The sequence below is a fragment of the Haloarcula halophila genome (assembly GCF_029278565.1).
GTDB classification, from domain to species: Archaea; Halobacteriota; Halobacteria; order Halobacteriales; family Haloarculaceae; genus Haloarcula; species Haloarcula halophila.
Map to the genome: position 1 here is coordinate 2496195 of NZ_CP119559.1, position 22630 is coordinate 2518824.

A 22630-nucleotide genomic window follows, 5' to 3' on the forward strand; every position below is an offset into this window, starting at 1 on the left:
ACGCAGCGAAAAAGGGTGGTATGAGGCCCTTGGGTCGTTAGTCGTCGCTGCTCTCCGCTTCCTTGCGAGCGTTGAGTTTGGCTTGCTCGCGTGCGCTCGGGTTGACAGACTCCTTGAACGGAACCTTCGCGGTCGTCGCGAACACCGGCTCACCGGGCTCCTCTGCGTACTCGTCGGGGAGGTGAACCTGGAACTCTAGGTCGAGATCCTCGTCGTAGATATCGTCGTTGAGCGGCGTGTCCGTCACTTCCTGGATCTTGTCCGCCGGGACGAAGCCCATGGCGATGTTCGTCTCGAGGTCCGGGTTCCACCACGGCGAGGTGATGTACCCGCACTCTTCGCCCGTCTCGGGGTCGGAGATGAGCCAGAAGTCAGGCGCGTAGTCCCGGATCGGCTCGCCGGCCATCTTCAGACCGATGAGCTTGTGCTCGAACGGGTAGTTGCCGTTCTCGATCTGCTCTTTCTGCTCCTCGAGAACCTCTTTGCCGATGTAGTCGGCCTCCTTGTCGTCGGGCACGTGGTAGCCGAGGTTGACCTGGAACGGCGAGGTCTCGTGGTCGAGGTCCTGGCCCCAGGACATGATACCGGCCGCGATGCGGCGGTGGTGGCCCGGCGCGATCTGACGACCGCCGTGGTCTTTGACGGACTCCATGACGGGGTCCCAGACCTTCTCGGCTTTCTTGTGGGCGTCCTTGACGTAGATCTCGAAGCCAGCCTCACCGGAGAACCCGGTCTGGCTGATGAGGACTTCGGCACCGTTGATCTCGGCGTCCATCAGGCCGTAGTACGGCACGTCTTTGACCTCGTCACCGACGACGTCGACCATGACGTCCTCGGACTTGGGCCCCTGAATCTGCATCGGGGCGACGTCGATCTCGTCGATCTCCACGTCGAAGTCGTTGTCGACGTTGACGCCCTGGAGCCACTGCATGAGCGTCGAGTCGGAGATGGAGAACCAGAACTCGTCCTCCTCGGGACGCAGGAGGACCGGGTCGTTCAGGACGCCGCCGTCCTCGTTACAGAGGATGACGTACTTGCCGTCCATGGCGTCCATGCCCGTCACGTCACGTGTGACAACGTAGTTCGTCAACTCCTCGGCGTCGGGGCCTTTGACGCGGATCTGCCGCTCGACGGCCACGTCCCACAGCGTCACGGCGTTGGTCAGCGCGTCGTACTCTTTCATCACGCCGCCGTCTTCCGGTTCGATGAGGCCACGAGGGTGATAGAGGCGGTTGTAGACGGTAGCTCGCCAGGCCCCCTCTTCGTTGAACGACTTGTGGAAGAACGGAGACTTTCGAACCCGGGTCGAGACCAGCATTTCGATGTTCGGGTCCCCCGTCTGGCGGAGGTTCCGCGGGACCGTCCGATCTGACTGGTCGACACTGGGATGGTTTGGATGCTCTTGGTCTTCGGTCATGCCTGTGGATCAAGATTGCAAATACAAATAAAAGATAACGTTCACCACACCATCCGTTTATATTACGGGGGGTTTTCAGCCGAGACCGTCTCCGGTGGGGGAGCCGACGACGACCCTCACTCCCGGATGTTCTCGGCCCGGGCGTAGCGGACGATGTCGAACTCGTCGTATTGCTCCCGCGCTGTCTCGGTCCAGTCGTCCCACGTCACCGTCGGGAACGTCGTGTCGCCCGCGTGAGCCGCGTCGAGTTCGGTCAGCAGTAGTTCGTCGGCCAGCGGGAGGAACTGCTCGTAGACGGTGCCACCACCGGCGACGTAGGCCGTTCGGGCTCCCGTACGTGCGGCGGCATCGACGGCCCCGTCGACCGACCCGACGACCGTGACGCGGTCCGTGATCGTCTCGGGCCGGCGCGTGAGGACGATGTTGTCACGGTCCGGGAGCGGCCCGCCGACCGCCTCCGTAATAGCCTCGAAGGTCCGTCGTCCCACGATGACGGGGTGTCCCGTCGTCGTCCGTCTGAAGTGTCGCAGATCCTCGGGGTGTTCCCAGGGGACCGTGCCGTCGGCACCGATGACGCCGTTGGCGGCGACGGCAGCGACGAGCGAGAGTTTCACCATCTACGTTCGGCGTCTGCTCGGAATAAATCGTGTGGGTACGCAGGTACCGACCTGTGTCGACGCCGCCGGGTAGCCGCGGTTCTGAAATATATACAAAATGGTAGCTACCGAATTGTAGACTAAAACTGACACAGAACAAACGCCGAGGACAGGCACAAAAGAACGCATTCATACAGATTATCCGGAGACTTTTATACGACCTCAATATCGAAGAAAGGAACGAGGCGGGAGCAAAAACGACGAAAACCGCTGAAACGATGAAAGAGACGATCTGAGAGGAAAACGGAAACACGCTGGCGTATTTTCGAATGTCCAATACTTCGAAAGCTAGGTACGAAAACATATCGTATCTTTTCTACTAGTATTTTTTATGCCTGGCTACGCGGTCACGACAGCATCCGACGACTGGGTGAGTGCGATACGCTACCGGACGACCCGGTACCGAACCTCGCGTGTCACTTATTCGATTCGGACACGTAGTGTGTGTATGGCTACAGTTCGAGTTTCGCCCGGGCCGTCGGCCGCCCACGCGTTCCGGCTGGGAATGATCGTCGGGGGACTGCTTGGACTCACCGTGATCGGTTTACTGTACTGGATCGGTGTCCTCCAGGTGCTCTCGCTCGGCTACACGCTGGTTCTGCTCTTCCCGACCTACCTGGTGATCGTCGCGTGTCTCCTCAGCGTGTGGCTGGGATACGACAAAGGTCCGGCGTCGCTGCGTCGGGTGACCCGGAACAACAAGTTGGAGTAACGACGGCTCAGTCTTCGGTCTCGGCCTCGACGAGCGTCGCGCCGATGAGGTTGCGCATCCCGCGCCGGAGGCGACCGCTCATCGCGGTCGACGACAAGCCGAGTTCGTCTGCCACCTCGTTCAGCGAAACCTCGCGCGGCTCGCCGAAGTACCCCTTCTCGTGTGCGAGTGTCAGCGCCGCCTTCTGTTCGTCCGTTAGCCCGTACGACGAGGTTCCGCCGGTGTCGTTGTTCCCGTAGATCTCGATGATGTCGAGAGAGATCCCGTTCTCGTTCGAGAACTCCCAGATGGTGTTGAGTGCGTCCCTGTCGGGCAACAGCAGACTGACGAGCCATCCCTCACCTTTCGTCTCCGTGTGGGCGAGGAACCCGTTGACGTCCGTGACCACGGAGCTGATCAGCTTCGTCTCGGGCGTGTTCTCGATGTAGTAGATTCCCGTGTTTTCGGTCCAGTCGATAAGTTCGTAGCTCTCGACGGTCGGGTCGTCGTCGAGCATCCGTTCGAGGAGAGTCCGGTCCTCGTGTTCGATGAGGTATGGGAACACCTGGACGCCGGGGTTCGTCGTCCCCTGTGTGATGACCCTGATGCTTATGTCGTCGAGTGTCCGGAGCGTCGGGACGAGCGAGAGGCGTTCGTGCTGGATGTGTATTTTGGCTGTGATCGACATACGGTGTGGCTGGGTCGTTGTCTCGTTCCTATGCGTTTCGAGATAATGTACGTTCCGCGTGTGGGAACCCGATCGAGTCGTTGGTAAATGGTCACAGCCGACCCATAAAAGCATTCGTCGATCCAGTCGGCGGGTCGGACGCACTCACCTGTCACGAAAGCTATAATGCCAGACCGCAGCTATCTGCCCGGGATGACAGCGGAGTCGGAGCCGACCTGTAAGATCGACCGGGTCGCGGCGAAGTGGGACCTGGAGGGGATCGACCGACGACTGCGGGCGCGACGGGCGGCCGGTGACAGTCTCCGCGACCTCGAAACCTACTTCAACGAATCCGTCGTCGCCGCGGCCCTCGACCGGGCACAGGCCGAGACGGTCGACGGCGAAGCGGCGAACCTCTATCGGTTGTTGACCGGGACAGACGTGAGCGCCGGCAAGCGCGTCGACGCGGAGTCGAAGCTCAGACGCAACGGTATCGATCCGGAATCCCTCGCAGACGACTTCGTGAGCTACCAGACGGTCCGGACCCACTTCAACGACTGCCTGGAGACGCCGACCGAGCGCGAGACGACGCTCACGGTCGACGACGCCCGGACCACCGTCCTCAAACTCGTCTCACGCACCGAGTCGGTCGCACACCGGACGATCGAACGCCTCGTGCGTTCGGGAGCGCTGACGATCCCGGCTCCCTCCGTCACCGTGAGCCTCCGGGTCACGTGTTCCGAGTGTAACGACGAGTACTCGTTCACCCGCCTGCTGGATCGCGGTGGCTGTTCCTGTGGCGGCGAACCGAGCCGGGACTAGTTGTCGAGTGTGGCCGTCGAGATGCTGTCGTACGCCCCGTTCAGTCGCTCGTGTTCCTCCGGGAGGACGGTCGCGACGACGTACTCGGCGTGGTCGCTGAACTGTTCCACCAGCCCGCGGATGCGCTCGGCGTCGAACATCTCGACGGCGTCGACGACGATGAACGGGATTTCCTCGCCGACGTCGTGGGCCAGATACCCCGCGAGACCGACGACCAGTCCGATCACTTCCCGTTCGCTCTTGCTCAGGTTCTCGACCGTGTCGTCGTAGGCGGCCCCCTCGTCGGTCGAGCGCACGACGTGGAGGTCGAACGTCGCGTCGGCCGTCACCTCGTCCGTGTCACCGCCACGGCGTTCCAACCAGATCCGCTCTACGGCCCCGTAGCCGAGCGTGTCGAGAACCGCCTGCATCTCCTCGTTGAACCTGTCGACGAGGTCGCGTTCGAGGCGCACGATGCGCTCGCGCTGGTCGGTGAGCTCCGCCGCGACCGTCTCGCGCCGGGGTTCGACGGTCGGTCGCTCCGAGAGCGCCCTCTCGATGTCGTCGAGTTCCGCCTCGACGTCGTCGAGATCCGTCGTGAGCCGGCCACGTTCGTACTCCAGATCGGTGATCTCGTCGTAGTACTCGGACAGTTTCGCCTCCCGACCGGATGCGGGGTCGTCCGTCCGTGACGCCTCGATCTCCTGTTCGAGTTCGGCGAGTTCCGTCTCCAGTTCCGACCGCGTCTCCCGGCGCTCGGCGAGTTCCTGGCGTAGCTCTGCGCGCCGGTCGCGTAGCTCCTCGCGCTCCGTTCGCTGCCGTTCGAGCTCGCGTTTCCGCTCTGTCAGTAGCTGGATGCGCTCCGTGACGGTGTCACGCTGGTTGCGTTTGTCCTGAAGGAGTTCCCGAACGGTCTCGACCTGCGTTTCGATCTGTGACCGCTCGACCGAACTCCCGCAGGTCCAACACGACACTGTCCGCGTCGATGGATCGAGATCGGCCGTGATGTCGTCTGACTGGAGAGCCTCGGGGACCCGCTGTCCGTCGTCGAGCAGTCGGGTGTTCAGCTCCACGAGCGGGGCTAGCGCGTTGACCGTCGACGTGAGTTCTTGTTTCCGCTGGTGGAGGGTTTCGAGGTCGGCTTCCAGTTCCGCGACCGTGGTGTCCGTGTCGTCCGGTCCGATCTCCTCCAACTCCGCCGTCACCGTCTCCAGTTCCGCTTCGAGGGAGGTGATGGCGTCGGCGGTGGTCTCCAGCCGGTTCCTGATCTGGGTCCGTTCGGCGCGTCGCTCGTCCGACTCCTCGGTTCCGTCGCTTTGCCCTCCGAGGTCCGTCTCGATGTCGGCGACGGTCTCCCGTTTCCGGTCGAGTACGGTTTCGACCTCGTCGAGGTCGGCTTCGAGTGTGGTCCGCCGTTCGCGGAGCTCGGAGCGCCGGGCCTCCATGGCGTCGAGTTCGTCCAATCTGTCGTCGAGCCGGTCTTTCTCGGCCTGCAGCCGCCGTATCTCGGCCGCTATCTCGTCGGTGTCGACAGGCCGCATGAGCAAGTCGTAGAGGTCGTCGCCGGCGAGGACAGCCTGCCGGATCGGGTTCGTCTCGGTCAGCGTGACGAAGAGTTCACACCGGTCGGCCGCCTCGGAGTACGGCTTCGCACTGGTCACTCTCGTCTCCCGTCCGTCGCGAGCCAGTTCGAGATGGTACGTCTCGGACCCCAGCGTCATCTCGACGGAGCCGGTGTCAGTGTCGCTCTTGACCGGTGGCACGGGACCGCCGAGGACGCCGGCGAGCGATCTGAGAAGCGACGACTTGTTGGTCGCGTTCCGGCCGGCAACCAGGGTGATTCCCGGTCCGAGCGTGACCGTCGCCGCGGAGATTCCCCCGACGTTGCGAATCGTCAATCGTGGTGTGGTTCCGGTGTCGTACACTTGGTCGATTTCCTGTTCGGTCATCGTTGTAGTCGCGTGTCACACTTGGGAGTAGTTCTCGGAGCGGGCCGCTTGCCTTCCTCGGGGCAGCGGTGTTGGCGGAGAATACAGTAATACACTGCTGTCATCGTCCTCGTCTAGTGCGTTTCGGTGCGAGCCGCGCAGTTGCGTCTTCTACCTATCGGCCCAGCGAAGCTATCGTGTCCGTTTGGTCAGTCGGATCAAAGTTAAACACGTTGAATTTTCCACGTACGCATTTAACGATTATCGGCAGAGCCGGTACCGTCCGGGCGGGTACGGCGCCGCCCGTCGCCCCATCGAAATCCATTAACGATCGTGTATAATTCTGCGTAATAAATACCCGCAGTTGTACGCCCCAACCGTGATGCGTGGTCGGGTACAACGGAGAGATACGATGAGCGTCACAGAGCACACAGAGACGAACCAAGACGAGTTTGACGAGCACGACTTCTACCTCCCAGCGGTCGCGGTTCCCCCGAACCTGGACCGGATCGAAGCCGTCGTGAGCGACCTCTTCGAAACCCACGGCGTCGTACTGATCCCGGATACGTACAACAGCTAAAACCGACCGCTTCCCCTGTCGAAGTCGTTTTCGCCGGCTATCGAACGTGACCGATAGCTACCGACAGGACCGTTCTTACTCTCCGAGCAGTCGGTCGACGATCGCTTCGGGATCGAACTGCTCGATGTCGTCGTAGTCCTGGCCGGTCCCCAGAAAGAGGATCGGCTTCCCGGTCACGTGGGCGATCGAGATCGCCGCTCCGCCCTGTGGATCGGCGTCGGCTTTCGTCAACACGGCGCCGTCGATCTCGGCGGCGTCGTCGAACTCCCGGGCGCGGTTGACCGCGTCCTGGCCGGCGACGGCCTCGTCGACGAACAGCGTCATGTCGGGGTCGATGTTCCGATCGATCTTCCCCAGTTGGGCCATCAGGTCGTCGGACGTGTGGAGCCGACCCGCTGTATCGCCAAGCACCACGTCGATATCGTTGGCGTTGGCGTACTCGACGGCGTCGTAGATGACCGCCGTCGGGTCCGAGCCCTGTTCGTGGGCGATGACCTTCTTGTCCAAGTTCTCGGCGTGTTTCTGGAGTTGCTCGTTGGCGCCGGCCCGGTACGTGTCGCCGTTTGCCAGCACCGCCGAGAGCCCGCGGTCCTCGAAGTACTGGGCGAGTTTGGCGATCGTCGTAGTCTTGCCGACACCGTTGACGCCGGTGAAGACGATGACGACGGGCTTGTCGGCCGCCGCCACGCGCTCGTCGAAGTCGAACTGACCGACGCTGATGACGTCGTACAGCGCCTCTCGCACCGCGTCCTGGACCATGTTGCCCGTACTGGAGAGGCGTCGTCGGGTCTCGCCGGTGAGGTTCGACTTGACGCCTTCCAGAATCTCGTTGGCGACGCCCATCTCCACGTCGCTGGACAGCAGCGCCAGTTCCAGGTCGTCGAGGTGGCCCTGTAGGTCCTCCTCCTCGATGACCGTCTTTCCGGTGGCCACGATCTTGGCCTTCTCCGTGAGGCTTCGGCTGCTGTCGTCGTCCCCGGTCCCGGAATCAGCTTCGTCAGTCTCGGCAGTCTCGGCTGCTTCGGACTCGGGCACTGACGACTCGCTTGCGGCTGTCTCGGTCGGCTGAGGCGCCTCGTCGGAGTCAGCTACAGACCCCTCGACGGCTGCCGTCTCTGCCGTGTCCGTCGTCGCGGCGGCGTCCGCGCTCGCCGTCTCGTCGGCCGCAGTAGGGACTCCGTTGTCGGTTTCTGCCTCGACATCGGCGTCGGAGGGTTCCTCTGGGAGCCCCTCCTCGTCGGCTTCCTCGTCGACGTCTTCCTCGACGTCGTCGGTGAAGCTACTGAGCTTGTCTTTCAGTCCGTCGAACATGGCGGCCTTACTCGTCGTCGGCGCCTTCCTGCTGTTGTTGCTGTTGCATCATCTGCTGCATCTGCTGTTGTTGCATCTGCTGGGCCTGCTGTTCGAGTTCCTCTTTCTCGGTCTCGACTTCGGCCTTGTCGGACTGGAGCTCCTCGATCTGGTCGTCCAGGGTCTCCTTTTTAGTCTCTAGCGTGCTGATAGCGCCGTCTTGGTCGCGCTCGGCGGCGTAGCCGCCACCCAGGGAGACGACGATCTGGTCGATGTCGTCGACCGTCGCGCGGATGTAGGCGTCGCCGCCGACCGGGACCTGGACCGTCGAGCCGGTTTCGAGGGTCTCGATGGCCTCGACGGCGTCGTCGATGTCGGTCTGCTTCTCGCGCAGGCGCTCGATCTCGTCGTCGATGGCCTGGACTTCCTGTTCGATCTGCTCGATCTCCTGGGAGAGCTGCTGCATCTGGCCGCCGCCGCCGCCACCGCCGCCGCCACCCATCATGCTGCCACCTCGTCGATGGTGATCTGTGTACGCTTGAGGTTGTGCTGGGAGCCGAAGTCGCTGTAGACGCGCTCCTGGGCGACATCCTCGTTGGGTGCCTCGACCTCCTTCTCGAACTCCTGAGGCCCGTCTCGGGCCGGGAAACTGCCGCGAACAGTGTACGTGCTCATACCTTCTGGTGTGGGCAGGGTAGGGAAGTATCTTCCCCTTCCGCCTTTTTGTTGCGGAGGTCGCGGTGCGACCCGAAACTGCAAGAATCGAGCGATATCGGCCGGGAGACCTGGCTTCGCCGCACTCGCGGGGAAACGGCGTCGTGGTGTCCCCTCCGCTCCATTCGCACCCCACCTTTCCTCATCCCTGTGAACAGCGTACGCGGACTCCACAGAGCACTGCGCTACCCTCGGCACTCGGTTGCGACTGCTGGCGCGCTCTCGCTCCCAGCGGATCGCCCCGTTCAGGACGGATATTGGTGACCGATCCGTTCCGCAACGCCGCTGGGCACCGGCGTCCCGCAGTCGACACACGCCCAGGTCCGTGTGGTCCCGCTCCGGTCGACGGTGAGATCCTGCCGGTACCGGATGGCCTTCCCGCAGATACACTGGTGTGTGGCAGCCATGCGATGGGTTTGTTTCGGGACCGCTAAAACCGACCCGGTATAGTGACAATAGTTAACAGTAGTGAGGAGCAAGGTTCGATATGGCACAGACGGCCCAGCACCCGTTCGTTTGCCGGAAGTGTGACTACGGAACAGACGTACTGCGGGCGTTCTGTCCCGAATGCGGCGGGGACATCATCGCCAACCCGGCCGCCGAGTAGCTACGCGCTGGCGAGTGTCAGCGCGTTCAGCGCCACGACCACCAGCGAGACGACGGCGAAGACGGCGAGGACGACGGTCGCCCGGTTGTCGTCGAAGAGCGCCCACAGTGTGACGACCAGCACCAGCGCACTGAACTTCAGGAGGCCGATCCCCGGCGCTCCGTAGGTATCGATGAACGCGCGGGCGACGGCGTTCCCCTCGGCCAGCCCCACTCCCAGGCCGACCATCGTGGTGACCACGTCGAACAGCGAGGCCAGGATGACGACCGTCCAGAGGACGGCGTGGTTCTCCGAGAGCTGTCGCTTGCTGGGTACCCGTCCGACACCGTCGATCCACGAGTGATCCGGCCCCACCGGTATCCGGAGTATCGTCCGGCCGCCTCAAAAAGCCACGAGGTCGGGGCTCAGTTCTGCAGGACCGCGACGGAGACGTTTGTCCCGCTCTGGGTCTGTACAGTCACGGAGTAACTGCCGCGAGGTTCGACTGTCCATAGGGTCCCGCTGTTGTCGGTCGTTCCGACCTGGTGGTCGCCGACGGCGACCGTTCCGGTCACTGGCTCGCCCGTGTCGTTGTTCTGGACGGCGACGTGGATCGGTCCGGTCTCGTAGGTCCGTGTCACTTCGAGGCGGACCGACTCGTTGACTGTCACCCGCGTCTCGCTGGTCCTGATCGTCGACAGTTGCAACTGCTGGGACTCGTGGAACACGTCCGTCGTCCCGCCGTCGATATAGGTCGTCAGTTGGCCGCTGGGGTGATTGGCGGTCAACCGATATATGCTGCTGGTGCCGAAGGTGTTGACGCTGGGGAGCTGCTGGGAGTAGAGCCACGGATAGAGGACCTCAGCGCGGGTGTTAGCCGCTCGGAGTGGATCGGAGTTACTCGTGACGAACTGATCGTCCGCCGTCGGATCGCGTGCGCTCGCCAGATGTGTCTCCCGGATGTACGACTGGCCGGTTGTCGTCGCAAACATGTAATCCTGTGTGGATGCCATCACGTACACGGCGTTCGGTTGGGTTTCGCCGGTGAACGTTTGGCCGAGCCGCTCGCCAACCGGGCCCCGAAGGACGCGGATCTCCCCTCTGATGTTCTCCAGGCGGGTCTGTTGCCCGCTCGTCATCGTAAAGGTCGGTTCGGTCCGTTCGACCCGGTCGATCGTATCGAGCGTCCGGGCCAGTTCTCGCGCTTCGGCGTCGATCAGCGCACGCGTTCGCATGACCGATTCGACGGATGCCGAGCCGTCAGCGTACTGCTGGAGTTGCTGCTGTTGGCGTTGTTGAAGCGTCTGTTGACGCTGTTCGATGCTGTCTAGCTCCGACCGGACCAGCCGAGTTCGAGCCGATTCGTTGTTGGCCCTGAAGAACCGCTGCTCGAACGTGCGCGCATCATGTTCACGGTGGAGCCGCTGTGAGGTGAGCGAGACGGCCGCACCGACGTCGATCCCGGTCGTCCCGTACTCGGATTGCTCGATGTCTTCGTCGGGGATCGTGAGATGGTTAGTGAGGTTGTCGACCGTCGTCACACGGGGCAGACTGTCTCCGTCGGCAGCAGTCGCCGTCTGTGTGGGTACCACTCCCTGTGTGGTCGGGGCGGCGAGGGCGACCACCACGAGGAGGATACCCAGGAGAGCGGGGAGGCGTCGCATCGGTGCCGGATAGAGCGCCGGAATACAAAAATTCCCCACATTCACATACTGGATATCCGTGCTTGAGAGGCGCCGAGACGTTTCACAAGGGGCGTTGATGTTTTATTCCCGGATGGAAAGGGTTTTCCCCACGGGCTGTGGACTCACGTCTGGAAAATGTCCCTGCGGCTATCCGGTCCTCTCCTTGCCCTCCTGCTTGCGCCACTGTTGCTCGCACCGGCGGCGACAGCGATGGCTGCAAGCCCGGCGCCGATCGCCCCCCAACAGTCGACGCCAACACCGACGGACGAGGTGATCTCCGAGTCGACGGTCATCGAACTCCAGCTCAGACCGAACGGGGACGCACAGTGGACCGTAACGCAGACCTACGCCCTGGAGAGTTCAACGGAAGTCGAGACCTTCCGGTCGCTCGGTGAGGACTACGCCGCGGGCGAGACCGGAACCGGGCAACTAGTGGCGTTTCGTCGGGCGAACCGCGCGGCGACGGACGCCACCGGCCGGCAGATGAACATCACCGGTGTCGATCGATCCTACGACGTCGACGGGAACCGGGGGACGCTCACGCTGTCGTTCACCTGGACGAACTTCGCGACCAGTGAGAACGACCGGCTCGTCATCGACGACGCGTTCAACACGACCGAAGGGACCTGGTTCCGCAGTCTCGGGGAGAACGACACGTTCATCATCTCGCCGCCGACGGGCTACGGCGTCGACAGCGCCCCCGTCGGAGTCGAGAACGGACAGCTCCGGTTCGAGGGGCCACGGACGTTCGACCCCGGGACGCTCAGAATAGTCTACACCGGCGATCAGGCGACACCGACGGCAACACCGACAGCGAATCCGGATGGCCCCTTCGCCGGCGGCGTCCCGCTGTGGCTCGGCATCGCGATCATCGTCGTCGGTGTCGTGGCCGTCGTCGGATACATGACCCGGCAGGGGACCGGCGACGAACCCGCTACGGAGCCGTCCGGTCCCGACGACGATGGACAGCCGCCGACGGCCGATACCGACGACGAGAGCGAGGACTCGACCGAGCGGATCGACACCGAACTGCTGAGCGACGAGGAACGGGTCGAGCGCCTGCTGGAGCAAAACGGCGGCCGGATGAAACAGGCCCGAATCGTCAAGGAGACCGGCTGGTCGAACGCGAAAGTCTCCCAACTCCTCTCGTCGATGGACGAGGAGGGTCGGATCGACAAGCTCCGGATCGGCCGCGAGAACCTCATCTCGTTCCCCGACGAGGATATCACCGACTTCGACGAGTAAGCGGTCGTTACCGCGCTCTCCCGCTCTCGCGTCACTCGTCTGGTGCTCGGCGAGACGCCGATAGTGAGCATCGAGGCGAGATCGGCGAAGCGCGGACCGGTCACGGATGGCCTCGGGGAGGCCGCCGGCGTCATGTGTCGTCAGGTACTTTTCGGGGTGGTCCTAACCGGGAGGTGATGGAGTATCTAGAGCAGCGACGTGACCGCGTCGAGGAGCGGTTGCGAGACGTCCTCGACGATGTCGAGCCGACGGAGCTAGCAGCGCAGATCCGTCACGTCGCGCTCTCAGGCGGGAAGCGCGTCCGACCGACGGTCGCGGTGCTGGTCTGTGAGAGTCTGGGTGGTGATCCGGCCGACGCCGTCGACTACGCCGTGGGCATCGAACTCGTCCACAACGCCTCGCTGGTCATCGACGACATCATCGACGAGTCCGAACTCCGGCGTGGCACCCCGGCCGCGTGGGCCGAGTACGGCCACGGTCCGGCGATCATCGCCTCCGACGGGCTACTCGGGGAGGCCTTCGCCCTGTTTTCGGCCGACGAGCGGGCGATGCAGACCGTCGCGGAGTCGATGGTCGAACTCGGCGAAGGGGAGGCGACCGAACTGATCGCCCAGCCCGCTAACGAGACCGAGTACATGGAACTCGCCCGGCGCAAGACCGGCGCGCTGTTCCGGGCGGCCGCGGAACTGGGTGCGATCGCCGCCGACGCCGACCCGTACACGGTCGAGGCGGTCGGGACCTACGCCGAGCGTGTCGGGGTCGCCTTCCAGATGCGAGACGACGTGTTGGACGCCACCGCCGACGCGGAGACGCTGGGCAAGCCCACGGGCCACGACGCTGAGATGGAACGCCCCTCGCTCGTCGAGGTGACGGAGCTCACCCCCGAGGAGGCAAACCAGCGGGCTCGCGACGAATCCGACGCGGCTCTGGAGGCTCTGGCGACGGTCGACGCGCCCGACTCCCAGTCTCTGGAGTACCTGAAGGACCTCGCGGAGTTCGTCGTCGTACGCGAACGGTAGGGCTTTTGCCCGCCGCTGGCCAACCCACGCCAATGACAGTCATCGGTATCGTCGGGCTGCCGGGCAGCGGCAAGAGCGAGGCGGCAAACGTCGCCGCCGACCGGGGGGTCCCCGTCGTGACTATGGGCGACGTGATCCGTGCGGAGTGTCGCGAACGTGGCCTCGACCCGGCCACCGAACACGGGACGGTCGCGAAGGCCCTGCGCGAGGAGAACGGCCCGGGTGCCATCGCCGAACGCTCCCTGCCGATCATAGAGGACAACCTCGACGACGCCGAGACGGTGCTGGTCGACGGTATCCGGTCGGACACCGAGGTCGAGGCGTTCCGGGAAGCCTTCGGCGAGGCGTTCGTCCTCGTCGAGATCGACGCCCCCTTCGAGTTGCGCGCCGAGCGGTTGGACCTGCGTGGTCGTGACGCCGGTGCCGACGACGGCGGCGAGTCCTTGGAAGAGCGCGACGACCGGGAACTGGGCTTCGGGATGGGCGAGGCGATCGAGATGGCCGATCTCACCATCGAGAACACGGAGACGCTGACGGCCTTCCAGCGGAAGGTCCGCACGCTCTTACGTGAGGGGCCGGAGGGACTGGCATGAGCGCCGTCTACAGCGTCGACGTCCGCATCGCCGCCCCGGTCAACGACACCGAAGTGACTGACCGGGTCGCCGACGCCGTCCGGACCCTCTTCCCCGAAGCCGACCCCGAGCAACGGCCCGGCGAGTTGGCCGCCGAGGTCCACACGATGGACGGCTTCTCGCAGTTACTCCACGAGTACGAGATCCTCGACACCGCCCGCTCCGTGTTCTTCGACTCGCTTTCGGGGGATCGCTTCGCCTTCGACCTGAAGAAGCAGGCGGCCTTCGAGGGCCGGGTGAACTTCGCCGTCGGCGACCCCTCCGAGTTGGGCGACATCCACGTCGAAGTGATCGTCCGGGAGCCAGACGCGGAATCGTACATCGACTACGTCGCGCCGCCGACCGAGGACGGCACCCCTGTCGACACTGAATGACTACCGCGGTCTGTTTCGACCTCGACGGGACGCTGGTCCATCGCACAGCACCCCACGAGACGGTCACCCGGGCCGTCCTCGCGGACCACGGAATCGAGGCCGACGACGCGATCGTGACGACAGCCCAGGAGCGGTTCCGGGCGGCCCAGAACGCCCTCGAACCGAACCCGTTCGAACGGTCGATGCGGGCCGTCCTCGACGAGACCGGGCGGGACGGCGACCCCGAGGCGATGGTCGAGACGCTCCGGGAACGGGCCTACGCGACGACGACGGTCCCCGAAGCCGCCGCCGACTGCCTCGACGCGCTCGCCGCCGACGGCCCGCTGGGTCTCGTCACCAACGGGACCCGGGACTGGCAGCTCGGCAAACTCGCCCACCACGGCCTGGCGGAGTCCTTCGACGCCGTCGTCACGTCTTACGAGGCCGGTGCCCACAAGCCTGACTCGGCCCCGTTCGATCTTCTCCGCGAGCGGCTGCCCGCCGACGAGTACGTGATGGTCGGTGACGACTCCGAGGCCGACGTGGTGGGCGCCCGCGGGGCCGGGTTCGTCCCGATCCACTACGAGGAAACCGACGGCCCCTCGTTCTGGGCGACGCTGCGGGCGATGGTCTAGAGGCCGCTGACGAAGATCGCCAGCCACTCGCCGACCTCGCGGCGCTTGCTCACCCTGATCTCGGTGACCCACTTCACCCACTGGAACCCGCGGCGGTCCGGCGCAACGAGCCGCAGTGGGAAGCCGTGGCCGTGGGAGAGGCGTTCGTCGTCGACGTGGGTGGCCAGCAGCGCCTCCCGGGCTTCCTCGATGGGGAGGCTCCAGCGGTAGCCCGTCACCGAGCGGAACTGCACCCAGGCGGCGGCCTCGTCGGCGTCGGCGGCGTCCAGCAGGTCCCCCACCCGGACGCCGCGCCACTCGTGTTCGGAGTACCAACCGCTCGTACAGTCCAGCAATGCGTCCTCGCTGGCGGCGGGGCCGACCTCGTCGGCGGCGTACTCGCTCGGAGTACGGACCCGACCCGTGACCGCCAGTGACCACTCCCGTGGATCGACTGGGTCGGGGTCGTCGGCGACCCAACTGGTCACCGGGAACTGGTTGCCGTCGCCGCTGCCGTCCTCGCGGGAGCCGGTGAACCGCCGATCCGCGCCGGCGGTCCCCAGCAGGTCGTTGATCGGCTGCTGGACGCGCCAGGTCAGTGCCCCCGCGGTGAGCACGCCGGCGTAGGCGACGACGTTGCGCCGGCCGCCGACGGTCCGTCGGGTGGGGGTGTGGAACCGGTAGCGAAGGTGCCACAGCAACAGCGGCGGGACGAGCAGGCCCAGGCCGACGTGGAGGTGGAAGAGTCCCCACGGACCCAGATCCAGCGTTCCGCCGAAGATCCACCAGGCCCCCGTGGCCAGGGCCGCCGTGGCGTCGACCGCAAGCAGTACCGAGAGTACCCGCGGCGCGGTCAGCCGGTCGGGCGTCACGCGGTGGCGGACCCGCCAGAGTTTCATCGGGAGGAGAACGACGAGGACGACGCCGGCGACGGCGTGGAGGTCGACGACCCAGGCGGTCGCGGGGGTTCCGGTGAACATCGTCGCGACGCCGGTCGCAAGCAACGTCGCGACCGAGACCAGCAGGCCCCAGTCGACGGCCCGCGGCGAGGGGGTCAACCGCCGGTAGTCCATACCTGTCGTTGGCGCCGGACGGACAAATACTGCCGGGCGAGCGCGCAGTACTGCGTCCCCCTGTCTTCCCCGCCAGAGGATACCACTGGCTCGTCGCCTCGCTCAGTACGACCGTTCCAGCACGACCGTCCCCGACGCGTCCCGCACGGTGACCGTATCGCCGCCGTTGTTCCAGACCGCGCCGTCACGCCCCCAGTAGCGGTCGGTCTCCGTGTCGGTCCCGCTGCCGGTGTGGAGCGTGACCGACGCGCCGGGCGCGAGCGTCAGGTCCGCGAACGTGTAACGGTGGGCCGCCTCGTCGCTGACCGTCCAGCCGTCGAGCGAGAGCGACTCGTCCCCACGGTTGGTGACCGTCACCGACTCGGCGTTCAGGTTCTCGTTGTCGTTACCGGGCGCGTCGTACGCCAGGGCGGTGATCGCCAGCTCCGACTCGCCGGCGGTGACGGTCCCCCCGTCGGCGACGGGTGTCCCGCCGTCGGCACACTGCCACAGCCCCCGTCCCGCTCCTCTGGCGCTCGCTTCGGCCCGGTCGAAGGCCGCTCTCCGGGTGAAGTCGCTCTCGTAGACCCGCGCGTGCCCGCTCCGGACCAGCCGGTAGTTGAACAGGCGGTCCTCGACGACGACGTAGGCGAGCAACCGGTCGTAGTAGCCCCGCCGGTCGAGGTTCGGGTCGAACGCCAGCCCCACCGTCCGGCCGAGGAGGCGGTCCTTGGCCAGGTTCGAGGCGTCGACGCCGGCCTCGCGGAGGCAGGTCGCCCCCGCCGTCGTGTCCGGGACGCCCTCGAACTCCGGCGGGTCGTTCTCGGCGTGGACTTCCGGGGTGTCGACGCCGACGAGTCTGACGGTGTCGGTCGTCCCGTTCGCGTACTCGATCCGGATCGTATCCCCGTCGACGACGGCGGTCACGGACACCCTGACGGCGGCCTCGGGGACGGAGATGTCGGCGGCCGTCCCCGTCGCCGAACTCGTCGCCGTCGCTCGCTCGCCGGTCGTGGTGGAATCGACTGCTGGGCTGGCCGGTGTCGAGAGGCCGCTACAGCCGGCGACGACGAGCAGGAGACAGCAGACGACCGCAGGGACTCGCATTGCCGGGTCGAGGGGAGCCACGAACACAAACCTGCCGGGCCGCCGCGGGCGACCGGCTTGGCAACCGGCAGTTATTCCCCGCGACCGTGTGTGGAAACGGTACGCATGCTCGTCGACCTGCCCGTCCGGGATCTGATGAACACACCTGTTCGGACCGTTACGGCCGAAACTGCGATCGTCGACGCCGCCGCGCGGCTCCGGTACGAGGGGATCGGTTCGCTCGTCGTCCAGTCCGACGGCGAGAGCGTCGGCATCATCACCGAGAGCGATATCGTCGCGGTCACCGCCGCGGAGGGGGACACCCGGGCGCTGACCGTCGGCGACGTGATGTCGACGGCGCTGGTGACCATCGGTCCCGACGCGACCGTCGAGGAGGCAGTCGAACGGCTCCGGACCCACGGCATCAAGAAACTCCCCGTGGTCGAGGACGGAACGTTGCTCGGTATCGTGACGACGACGGACATCTCGAACTACCTCCCGCACATGGAGCATCCACAGCCGACGACCGAGACGCAGTCCCAGCGGAGCCGGTTCGAGCGACCGGACACCAGCTACGAGCGCGACGACTGGGAGTTCGAGAGCTACGGCGTCGCCGACGGTATCGACGTCGGCGACCACGTTCGGTTCAGCAAGACCATCGATCAGGCGGATGTCGAAGCGTTCGCCGAGGCCAGCGGCGACACCAACAGCCTCCACCTCGACGAAGAGTTCGCAGCCGGAACCCGCTTCGGCCGGCGGATCGTCCACGGGACGCTCGTCTCGGGGCTCATCAGTGCCGCCCTGGCGCGGCTCCCGGGACTGACCATCTACCTCTCGCAGGAAGTCAGCTACCGCGGCCCGGTCGACATCGGCGAGCGCGTCACCGCCCACTGTGAGGTCGTCGAACGGATCACCGACGACCGCTTCCGATTGACGACTGCAGTCGACGACGCCGAGGGCAACAGCGTCGTCGAGGGCGTCGCGGTGGTCATCTCCGACCCTATCCCCGACTCCGGGTGACTCTCGGGCCGAGACGACGGTTCTTGTTAGCGGACGATAACGATTATGCGGGTGCGAACAAATACCATGGGTATGGATGCCATCGAACGACCGACGTTCGAGTCGGACACGGCCAGCGAACTGTACCAGTACGTCGAGCGCCACGGGACGGCGACGCGCGAGCGGGTTCGGGAGGCGATCCGGCTGCCACCGGCGGAGTTCGACGAGACGCTGGACCAGTTGCTGTCGAAGGGGTATCTCCAGGAGCAAGGCGGGAAACTGTCGCTCGCGCTGGATATCGGTGCCGTCGAGTCTCACACGACCGGCACGGAGACGTACGTCATCCGCCCGTCCCGGCCGGCGGATTTCGACGGACTGGTCGATCTGATCCGGGACGTCTCGGCCGGCGGGACCTACGTCATCGCCGAGAGCATCGCCGAGCAACTGCTCTACGAGGACGCGATCACGCGGCACAACACCGTCGAGTCACGCGTCTTCTTCGTGGCGACGAAGGACGAGGAGATCGTCGGGTGGTGTCACCTGGACCTCCCGCAGGTCGAGACACAGCGGGGGACCGCCCAACTGACCGTCGGGGTCGCCCACGACGCCCGCGGCCAGGGGATCGGCAGCCAACTGCTCGAACGGGGGACCGACTGGGCGCGGGCCAACGGCTACCGGAAACTGTACAACTCCGTCCCGCTGCGCTCCGAGCGGGCGCTGGCGTTCTTGGACGACCACGGCTGGCACACCGAGGGCATCCGGAAGGACCACTACACCATCGACGGCGATCTCGTCGACGAGGTGATGATGGCCTACACCATCGAGTAGTCGGGCACGAGCAACACCGCCAGCGCCAGCGCGATCCAGACGATCTTCAGTCCGGTGTTGACGACGATGACCTTCGAGCCGAACTCCCGGCCCCAGATGCCGTACTGGAACGGGATCGACCGCTTGAACGTCGAGACGGCAAAGGAGATGATCCCGCCGACGAGCATCGTCGCGACGGCGGTCCGGGCGGTAAAGGTCCCGTCGCGGACCAGCGGCGAGAGCACCGTCGCCCCGCTGGTGGTGTCGAGTGCGAACGCCGCTACCACGGGGATCGCCGCCCCCGGGAGTCCCAGCACGCTCGCGGCCCCGTCGGCAGCGGTCGTCACCGTCGTCCCGCCCTGTCCCAGTGCTGCCATGATCGTGTCGGCGTAGGCGACCACCAGCGAGACGACGACGTAGATGGCCGCCAGGCGCGGCAGGATCTCCCGGACCTTCTCCCGGGTCTCGCCGACGGCCTCCCGGACGGCTGCCTCACGGGTCGCCGGTCCCTCGTCGAGTGCGTCACCGTGACCCCCGTCGGGGGCGGCCGTGCTCGCCGCGGTCCCGATGTTCGAGCCGTCCAGCAGGAGGCGGCCGGCAGCGATCCCCGTCAGCGTGATCGCCAGCGCCACCAGTCCGCGCATCGTGACGTACAACAGACCGACCCGCAGCCCGAGGATCGGGATCAGGATCGGCGCGTAGAAGGTGACGATGTGCTGGGCGAACCCGAAGAACGTGTTGATGGTCACGGCCACCAGCGTCGCTCGGTCGTCCAGTGTCCCGGACTCCCGGAAGTCGGCGAGCATCCCGTAGCCGGCGGTCGGCGAGGCCGTCGTCGTCAGGATGGCGGTCCCGACCTCGTCGGGGAGGTTCGCCGGCGCGGTGAGATACTGGGAGACGACGGCGATCTTCTCGACGAGACCGAACGCCACCGCCAGGTTCGCCAGGAACACGCCCAGCGAGAGGAAGACCGTGATCCGCAGGACGCGGACGGCGACGTCTGCCAGCAGATCGACCAGCACAGGCACGGTCGGCCGTACGCCCGGCGCGCGCAAAGGGTCGTCGGTTCGACCGGAATGTTTTCCCTACTCGGCACCGTCCCGTTCTGCCATGGACGAGGGGGCGTCCGCGGTGATCGACGTACACTACGTCGATCTCCGACCGTCGGTGGCGTCGGCCGTCGAATCCGGGTTCGAGAGCGACCGAATCGCGGTCTCGACGGCTACCGACGCCGACCGGGCGCTGACAGCCCTCGGGGACGGCGCAGTCGACTGCCTGGTGGTCGTCTGCCGGGACGAGGACGACGGTTCGCTCGCGCTGGTCGAGAGGGCGGCGGCGACGGCACCCGAGGTCCCGCGGCTGGTCGTCACGGGCGGCACCGCCGGAATCGCCGAGGCCGCCCTCGGCGCGGGTGCGACCGACTGCGTGGTGGCCGACGACGAGGACCGACGGGTACTGTTACCCCATCGCATCCGGACGGCCGTCGAGAACGCCCAGGTCACACGCGAGACCCGTGCTGCCGCCGCCCGGTTCGAGTCGCTGACACAGAACACGAGTTTCGCCGTCCTGACGATCGACGAGGACAGTATCGTCCAGTACGCCAGCGAGGCTGTCGCCGACCTCTTCGGGTACACGCCCGCGGAACTCGTCGGCGAACCGCTCACGACGATCATGCCCGAGCGGTTCCACGACGCTCACCACGCGGCGGTCGCCGACTACCTCACCACTGGCGAGCGGGCGCTGGACTGGGACTGGATCGAGTTGCCCGGCCGGCACCGCGACGGCACCGAGATCCCACTGGGTGTCTCCTTCGGCGAGCGCGAGGCCGACGACGGATACCGCTTTACCGCCGTGGTTCGGGACATCTCCGAGCAGAACGAGCGGGTCGAACGGCTCGACCGACTGGCGACGGCACTCGAAGAGTCGATGGACGGGGTCGCACTGCTGGACGAAGAGGGCCGGTACGTCCTGGCCAACGAGGCCCACGCTGACATCTACGGCTACGACACCGACGATCTCGTCGGCGAACACTGGCAAATGCTGTACGACGAGGACCAGACCGAACAGTTCCGCGAGGAGGTCATGCCTACGGTCCAGCGGGACGGCGAGTGGCGCGGGGAGGCACGGGGTCGGCGGGCCGACGGGTCGACGTTCCCGCAGGAGCTATCGCTGACCCGGCTCGACGACGGCGGACTGGTCTGTATCGTCCGTGACATCACCGACCGGATCGACCGCCGCCAGGAACTCGAATCGGAGCGCCAGTTCGTCCGGGCGGTCATCGATACGCTCCAGGACGTCTTCTACGTGCTCGATACGGACGGCTGTTTCACCGAGTGGAACGACCGGATGGCCGAGGTGACCGGCTACACCGACGAGGAACTGGACGGGATGCCGGCAGTGAACGTCATCCCGCCCGAAGACCACGAGTACATCGCCGAGAACATCCACGCTGTCATCACCGAGGACGCCGACCGGACGCCCCGGTCGGCACTGCTGACCAAACAGGGTGACCGCATCCCCTACGAGTTCACCGGGAGCCAACTCACCGACGCCGACGGCGAGGTCATCGGACTGACGGGCATCGGCCGGGACATCTCGATGGAGACGCTGCGCGAACAGCGCCTCTCGGTGCTCTCCCGCGTGCTCCGACACAACGTCCGCAACCGACTCACGGTCGTGCTCGCACAGGCGGAACACATCGTCGAGACGGCCGACAGCGAGCCGTCCCGCGAGGGAGCCGAGCGGATACTGCGGGCCGGTTCGAAGCTCCTGAGCGCCGCTGAACAGGCCCACCGCGCCGAGACGCTGCTTCGGGATCGCCCGACGAAACAGCGGGTCGATCTCGTCGAACAGGTCCGGGCCGGACGCGAGCGCGCCGAGGCCGCTCCCGACCGCGTCGACCTGGCGGTCCCCGAGACCGCCCCCGTCGTCGCCACGCCGATCGTCGAGAGGGCCGTCGCCGAACTGCTGGAGAACGCGCTCACACACGTCTCCGATCCCACAGTAGAGGTACGGGTCGTCGTCGACGGGGAGACCACGCGGGTCGTCATCGCGGACGACGGGCCGGGACTCCCGGACCACGAGCGCGCCGCGCTGGTCGGGGAGGGGGAGACACCCCTGGAACACGGGACCGGCCTCGGCCTGTGGCTCGTCAACTGGATCGTCACGGCCTCGGGCGGTCGCGTCACCGTCCGCGAGGACCGCCCGGGGACTACCGTCGAACTCTCCTTCCCGACGGTCGAGTGACTACACGAGCAGCCGGACGACCCCGAACAGCACCAGCACGCCCAGCACGTCACAGACGTTCGTGACCACCGGGATCACAACGTCGTCGGGGTCGAGTTCGAACCGGTAGGCCGCGTAGGTCGTCACCGTCGTGACCAGCACCGCGAGCACGGCGAGCGTGACGCCGCTTACGGTCGCGACGGCGACGACGGTACCGGGGGGAAGGCGGGCACCGCCGAGGAGCGTCTGTAACAGCCACGCGCCCGCACCGACCAGCGGGAACACGGTCAGCGCCAGGGCGACGGTGGCGACGGCGTTCCCCCCGAGCCGGTCGTCGGCCGGCGAGAACGAGACCAGTCCAAGATGGACTGCCGTGGAGAGCCGGGAGGCGAGGACGCTCCCGAGGTTCCCGGCCATCCCGATGGTCACCGGGACCAACACGAGCAGCGAGGGGTACTGCAACAGCGTCCCTTCGAAGGTATCGAGTACCAGCCCGCTCCCCAACTCGATGGCGGTCAGGACCGCCAGGACGGGGAGCATCGTCCTGAGGATGCCCGCGACCGACCACTGTGTCTCGTGGCCG

Annotated in this window: 25 protein-coding genes; 11 read left to right on the forward strand and 14 right to left on the reverse strand. The window is 65.8% G+C overall.

Features of this window, described 5'->3' with window-relative positions; translation table 11 throughout:
- Positions 1–37: 37 nt before the first annotated feature.
- Positions 38–1417, reverse strand: coding sequence for an aminomethyltransferase family protein (locus P0204_RS13110; RefSeq protein ID WP_276179915.1), 1380 nt, complete (start codon positions 1415–1417; stop codon positions 38–40).
- A 116-nt stretch (positions 1418–1533) separates the two neighbouring features.
- Positions 1534–2031: a dihydrofolate reductase gene (locus tag P0204_RS13115; RefSeq protein ID WP_276179917.1), complete on the reverse strand. Its 498-nt coding sequence runs from the start codon at positions 2029–2031 to the stop codon at positions 1534–1536.
- A gap of 490 nt (positions 2032–2521) precedes the next feature.
- Here P0204_RS13115 and P0204_RS13120 point away from each other — a divergent pair, with 490 nt between their 5' ends.
- Positions 2522–2785 (forward strand): hypothetical protein, encoded by a 264-nt coding sequence (locus P0204_RS13120; protein ID WP_276179919.1) that lies wholly within the window; start codon positions 2522–2524, stop codon positions 2783–2785.
- Between the two features lie 7 nt (positions 2786–2792).
- Here P0204_RS13120 and P0204_RS13125 read toward each other — a convergent pair whose 3' ends face one another.
- The gene (locus P0204_RS13125; RefSeq protein WP_276179921.1) at positions 2793–3452 is read right to left on the reverse strand and encodes a helix-turn-helix domain-containing protein; all 660 of its coding nucleotides are present in this window, start codon (positions 3450–3452) and stop codon (positions 2793–2795) included.
- A 192-nt stretch (positions 3453–3644) separates the two neighbouring features.
- Between P0204_RS13125 and rdfA the strand changes: the two genes are divergently transcribed.
- On the forward strand, positions 3645–4253 hold the full coding sequence (gene rdfA, locus P0204_RS13130) for a rod-determining factor RdfA (RefSeq protein WP_276179923.1): 609 nt from the start codon (positions 3645–3647) through the stop codon (positions 4251–4253).
- Here rdfA and P0204_RS13135 read toward each other — a convergent pair.
- Positions 4250–6181 carry an archaea-specific SMC-related protein gene (locus P0204_RS13135; RefSeq protein WP_276179925.1) on the reverse strand — a complete coding sequence of 644 codons (1932 nt, stop codon included), beginning with the start codon at positions 6179–6181 and terminating at the stop codon, positions 4250–4252. The genes rdfA and P0204_RS13135 overlap by 4 nt on opposite strands.
- Before the next feature lie 391 nt (positions 6182–6572).
- Between P0204_RS13135 and P0204_RS13140 the strand changes: the two genes are divergently transcribed.
- Positions 6573–6740, forward strand: coding sequence for a hypothetical protein (locus P0204_RS13140; RefSeq protein ID WP_276179927.1), 168 nt, complete (start codon positions 6573–6575; stop codon positions 6738–6740).
- A gap of 75 nt (positions 6741–6815) precedes the next feature.
- On the opposite strand, the gene ftsY is transcribed toward P0204_RS13140, so the two are convergent.
- The 6 genes from ftsY to P0204_RS13170 all read right to left on the reverse strand — a co-directional run bounded on the left by ftsY (position 6816) and on the right by P0204_RS13170 (position 10994).
- A complete protein-coding gene (gene ftsY, locus P0204_RS13145; protein WP_276179929.1) occupies positions 6816–8051 on the reverse strand; it encodes a signal recognition particle-docking protein FtsY in 1236 nt (411 codons plus the stop codon).
- 7 nt (positions 8052–8058) lie between these two features.
- Positions 8059–8532, reverse strand: coding sequence for a prefoldin subunit alpha (pfdA, locus tag P0204_RS13150; protein ID WP_276223282.1), 474 nt, complete (start codon positions 8530–8532; stop codon positions 8059–8061).
- Entirely contained in the window at positions 8532–8705 is a 174-nt protein-coding gene (gene rpl18a, locus P0204_RS13155; protein WP_276179931.1) for a 50S ribosomal protein L18Ae, read from the reverse strand. Before rpl18a ends, pfdA begins: the two co-directional genes overlap by 1 nt.
- 284 nt (positions 8706–8989) lie before the next feature.
- Positions 8990–9151, reverse strand: a complete 162-nt coding sequence (locus P0204_RS13160) for a hypothetical protein (RefSeq protein WP_276179933.1) — start codon at positions 9149–9151, stop codon at positions 8990–8992.
- 200 nt (positions 9152–9351) lie between these two features.
- Complete coding sequence (locus P0204_RS13165) at positions 9352–9705, reverse strand: DUF5658 family protein (protein WP_276179935.1); 354 nt, start codon at positions 9703–9705, stop codon at positions 9352–9354.
- 50 nt (positions 9706–9755) lie between these two features.
- On the reverse strand, positions 9756–10994 hold the full coding sequence (locus P0204_RS13170) for a DUF7096 domain-containing protein (RefSeq protein WP_276179937.1): 1239 nt from the start codon (positions 10992–10994) through the stop codon (positions 9756–9758).
- 156 nt (positions 10995–11150) lie between these two features.
- Here P0204_RS13170 and P0204_RS13175 point away from each other — a divergent pair, with 156 nt between their 5' ends.
- From P0204_RS13175 to P0204_RS13195, 5 genes are all read left to right on the forward strand, one after another.
- The gene (locus tag P0204_RS13175; protein WP_276179939.1) at positions 11151–12260 is read left to right on the forward strand and encodes a helix-turn-helix transcriptional regulator; all 1110 of its coding nucleotides are present in this window, start codon (positions 11151–11153) and stop codon (positions 12258–12260) included.
- A gap of 176 nt (positions 12261–12436) precedes the next feature.
- Positions 12437–13279, forward strand: coding sequence for a polyprenyl synthetase family protein (locus tag P0204_RS13180; RefSeq protein ID WP_276179941.1), 843 nt, complete (start codon positions 12437–12439; stop codon positions 13277–13279).
- A gap of 32 nt (positions 13280–13311) precedes the next feature.
- The gene (locus P0204_RS13185) at positions 13312–13872 is read left to right on the forward strand and encodes an AAA family ATPase (RefSeq protein WP_276179943.1); all 561 of its coding nucleotides are present in this window, start codon (positions 13312–13314) and stop codon (positions 13870–13872) included.
- Positions 13869–14285: an RNA-binding domain-containing protein gene (locus P0204_RS13190; RefSeq protein ID WP_276179945.1), complete on the forward strand. Its 417-nt coding sequence runs from the start codon at positions 13869–13871 to the stop codon at positions 14283–14285. Before P0204_RS13185 ends, P0204_RS13190 begins: the two co-directional genes overlap by 4 nt.
- A complete protein-coding gene (locus P0204_RS13195) occupies positions 14282–14899 on the forward strand; it encodes an HAD family hydrolase (RefSeq protein WP_276179947.1) in 618 nt (205 codons plus the stop codon). Before P0204_RS13190 ends, P0204_RS13195 begins: the two co-directional genes overlap by 4 nt.
- Here the strand turns inward: P0204_RS13195 and P0204_RS13200 are convergent.
- Together P0204_RS13200 and P0204_RS13205 are read right to left on the reverse strand one after the other, a co-directional pair.
- Positions 14896–15951, reverse strand: coding sequence for a molybdopterin-dependent oxidoreductase (locus P0204_RS13200; RefSeq protein WP_276179949.1), 1056 nt, complete (start codon positions 15949–15951; stop codon positions 14896–14898). The genes P0204_RS13195 and P0204_RS13200 overlap by 4 nt on opposite strands.
- A 102-nt stretch (positions 15952–16053) precedes the next feature.
- Positions 16054–17037 carry a lamin tail domain-containing protein gene (locus P0204_RS13205; protein ID WP_276179951.1) on the reverse strand — a complete coding sequence of 328 codons (984 nt, stop codon included), beginning with the start codon at positions 17035–17037 and terminating at the stop codon, positions 16054–16056.
- 105 nt (positions 17038–17142) lie between these two features.
- Between P0204_RS13205 and P0204_RS13210 the strand changes: the two genes are divergently transcribed.
- Positions 17143–18036 carry a CBS domain-containing protein gene (locus P0204_RS13210; RefSeq protein WP_276179953.1) on the forward strand — a complete coding sequence of 298 codons (894 nt, stop codon included), beginning with the start codon at positions 17143–17145 and terminating at the stop codon, positions 18034–18036.
- A gap of 72 nt (positions 18037–18108) precedes the next feature.
- On the forward strand, positions 18109–18843 hold the full coding sequence (locus P0204_RS13215) for a GNAT family N-acetyltransferase (RefSeq protein WP_276179955.1): 735 nt from the start codon (positions 18109–18111) through the stop codon (positions 18841–18843).
- Here the strand turns inward: P0204_RS13215 and P0204_RS13220 are convergent.
- Positions 18828–19850 (reverse strand): nucleoside recognition protein, encoded by a 1023-nt coding sequence (locus tag P0204_RS13220; RefSeq protein WP_276179957.1) that lies wholly within the window; start codon positions 19848–19850, stop codon positions 18828–18830. The genes P0204_RS13215 and P0204_RS13220 overlap by 16 nt on opposite strands.
- A gap of 82 nt (positions 19851–19932) precedes the next feature.
- On the opposite strand from P0204_RS13220, the gene P0204_RS13225 reads away from it, so the two are divergent.
- Positions 19933–22068, forward strand: a complete 2136-nt coding sequence (locus tag P0204_RS13225; protein WP_276179959.1) for a PAS domain S-box protein — start codon at positions 19933–19935, stop codon at positions 22066–22068.
- Here P0204_RS13225 and P0204_RS13230 read toward each other — a convergent pair whose 3' ends face one another.
- Positions 22069–22587, reverse strand: coding sequence for a magnesium transporter (locus P0204_RS13230; RefSeq protein ID WP_379801890.1), 519 nt, complete (start codon positions 22585–22587; stop codon positions 22069–22071).
- Positions 22588–22630: the final 43 nt, after the last annotated feature.